Here is a 2628-nt window from a genome sequence, read left to right as displayed (position 1 = left end):
GAGAGTGGATCAGGTCATGTTCGTCGTACATGGTGCGCGCATCCTGTGTGAGGTCGGCATGGTAGCAGTTAGGATGAAAGTCACTAGCGCTCCCGACTGGATACAGGCGCATAGCTGCCTTTGTAACCGCATAAACCCTAATGGCAGCTCCGGCCGATGACTTGCCTGAGGTTCGAAGAAGGACAGCCGACCGGTCCAGGATCAGTTACCTGCCGTTCGCGTTGGCCGGAATTTCTTAGGCTCTATGTCTCTTGATGGCCGATAGTGCCCTCCCGGAATCATCGCCGTAAGCAGCCGCCCGTCGCGTCGAAGGCTTTCGGCGGGCGGCCGTCGGGGCACTGTCAGACTTCGATCTGCTCAGAGATCTCCAAGGCATCGTCGACCTCGATGCCGAGGTACCTGACTGTCGATTCCAGCTTGGAATGACCAAGCAGGAGCTGGACGGCTCTCAGATTCTTTGTCCGCTTGTAGATCGGTGTCGCCTTCGTGCGGCGCATCGAATGCGTCCCGTAGGCTGCGGGATCCAAGCCAGCCGACGCCACCCTGGCCGGCCTCAGCTTTGCCTTCTCAATCCACGCTGCCACCGTCGTTCGCGTCGGCTCGGTCAGTTCGAACTGAACCGGCCGCTGCGTCTTCCGCTGGATGACCATCGCCCGCGACAGCACTTGGTTGCCGTGGGTTACGTCGCGAACGCGCAGGCTGACGAGATCGCACCCGCGCAGCTTGCTGTCGATGGCGAGGTTGAACATCGCCAGATCGCGCACGTGATGGGCGTTCTGAAGGTGGATGCGGATCGCCCAGATGTCCTTGGGCTTCAGCGGCGCCTTCTGGCCCACCAACTTTCCCTTGTTCCAGGGTTCCCTATGCTCGTAGGATTCCATGCCAGACTCCTTGGCTGTTGATCGGAGTCTGATTATTCGCCAGGAACCGTCCGGCGGCTTTACGGAAGGCAGATGAAATCGTGCTATCGGCCAGATGCAGACATAGCCGTATGAAAGAACCAAGTAACGCGCATGACCATTAACTGATCCCGCACCTGCCGTTCGGAGCGTCAAGGCCAACCGCGAAAGTCGGTGACGCCGATTCGGTGGCATGAGTCTTACCCGGCTGGGTCTCCCTCGGAGTAGCCAGCCTCACGCTGGCTGCGTAACGCCAGCACGAACACCGTATCAATCTCAGGCACATAGCGATACAAGGCTACATATCCATGTGAGCGACGGCCAATCACCAGTTCGCGTTTTGCATTCGCCACCAGACGACCGATCAACGGGTTCTGCCCCAGAATTTCCAAGGCAGCAATGATCTCGCCAATACGCTGCCCAGGATTTTCCACCTCGTAGTTGCTCAGATGATCCAGAATGCGATCAAAATCATCTGTAACCTCCGGTGCCAACTCGATGCGGGCCACCTTCAGCGTGCCAGCTTTCGCGCAACGGGGCGTTTCGCTGCCTTGCCGGCCATGTGCGCTTCCAGATAGCCGCGCATTTCCTGCCATGGGATGGTCTTGCCGGTTGCCACAATGCGGGCATAGCGAGCTTCCGCTACCGAATCGAAATCGGCGCGACATTCCGCTTGCTCGGTCTTCTCGGCAATCGCTTCGAGGATGAAGCCGTGAGCCGTTGTTCCGGCGTGCTTTGCAGCAGCTGCGACTCGAGCTTTCAGATCGTCCGGCAGGCGGATGGTGGTCGTGGACATGTCAGGCTCCAAACAAATTGCCGTAAGGCAATGTAGCACACGCGTGCTACATTGTACAAACCGTGAGTTTGTATAGATATGAGCCGGCGAAACGAGCCTCCAGACGAGCCGACATCAGGCCCATACGAACGGCTGCTTGCCCAACAATAAGTTGCCGAAGCGCTTGAAAATGTCATCAGGTAGCTCCGAGTCGCAAGGCAACAGTCTCATGTCGGTAATGCGGTGAAGTCCGACTGCAGACCCCCTGAAATGCCTACGCTTCGCCGCTACGATCAACGATCTCGAGCTTGAACTGCCACCCCTCGAACATCATCAGCATGCGTCCGAACTTATCCCAGGAGATTTCCCAGGAGATTTCCCGGCCATCGATTACCAGAAGCGGTGTGCGCTCGATGGCGGAGAGATCGCAGTCAATGCGCCCGCGTACCGACTCGTTTGCGATCTGGGGTATAGGGTCGTCGGTCAGGTCTTTGACCGAGAGCATGCGACGGAGCTTCTCGACGAGCCGCCTGAGTAGGCCGAGCAGATCGTCTTCGGGGTCACCGACAACCTCGCACTGATACCCTGACGGGTATCCGTTGAGTAACTCAAATGCTTCCAGCACCACAATGTGCCCAAGAAGACGGGTGCGGAAATGGAACTGATGCGCTTCACCGGCACAATCCACGAGACCGATCGGCTCGAAACGGACGTGCTCGAAATCTTCCAGGTCGTTCAGTCGGGCGAACTCGGCGTTGAAGCATCGACTGCAAAGTTGCCGGTGGCCACCGTCGATTGCGCCATAGGTGGTGATGTCATGGCTGGGGGTGGCCTCGCGACATCCCTCGCATTGAGTCATTTGTACGTTAGGGCACCTCGAAAAACCTCGACACCCCGGTGATTGGTAAAATTGGATTGTTCTGATTTCGTTCTCTGCCGCCAGCCATGAAGAAG

Annotated in this window: 4 protein-coding genes; all 4 read right to left on the bottom strand. The window is 57.8% G+C overall.

Annotated elements, in window-relative coordinates; translation table 11 throughout:
- Positions 1–341: 341 nt before the first annotated feature.
- A complete protein-coding gene (locus tag ACKVEX_RS16430; RefSeq protein WP_473216818.1) occupies positions 342–881 on the bottom strand; it encodes a tyrosine-type recombinase/integrase in 540 nt (179 codons plus the stop codon).
- 218 nt (positions 882–1099) lie between these two features.
- On the bottom strand, positions 1100–1408 hold the full coding sequence (locus ACKVEX_RS16425; protein ID WP_473216817.1) for a type II toxin-antitoxin system RelE/ParE family toxin: 309 nt from the start codon (positions 1406–1408) through the stop codon (positions 1100–1102).
- Between the two features lie 2 nt (positions 1409–1410).
- Complete coding sequence (locus tag ACKVEX_RS16420; RefSeq protein ID WP_473216816.1) at positions 1411–1695, bottom strand: CopG family transcriptional regulator; 285 nt, start codon at positions 1693–1695, stop codon at positions 1411–1413.
- 253 nt (positions 1696–1948) lie between these two features.
- A partial coding sequence (locus tag ACKVEX_RS16415; RefSeq protein WP_473216815.1) for a DUF7686 domain-containing protein occupies positions 1949–2628 on the bottom strand: 680 nt, incomplete at its 5' end.

Origin of the sequence: Denitraticella aggregata (assembly GCF_048158365.1) — a bacterium.
Lineage (GTDB): Bacteria > Pseudomonadota > Gammaproteobacteria > Burkholderiales > Rhodocyclaceae > Azoarcus_F.
The sequence above is the reverse complement of the archived record's forward strand: the minus strand, read 5'-3'. Positions and strand labels throughout refer to the sequence as shown.

Coding starts and splice junctions, on each gene's coding strand:
- ACKVEX_RS16430 (WP_473216818.1), bottom strand. CDS start 881: ATGGAATCCTACGAGCATAGGGAACCCTGGAACAAGGGAAAGTTGGTG.
- ACKVEX_RS16420 (WP_473216816.1), bottom strand. CDS start 1,695: ATGTCCACGACCACCATCCGCCTGCCGGACGATCTGAAAGCTCGAGTC.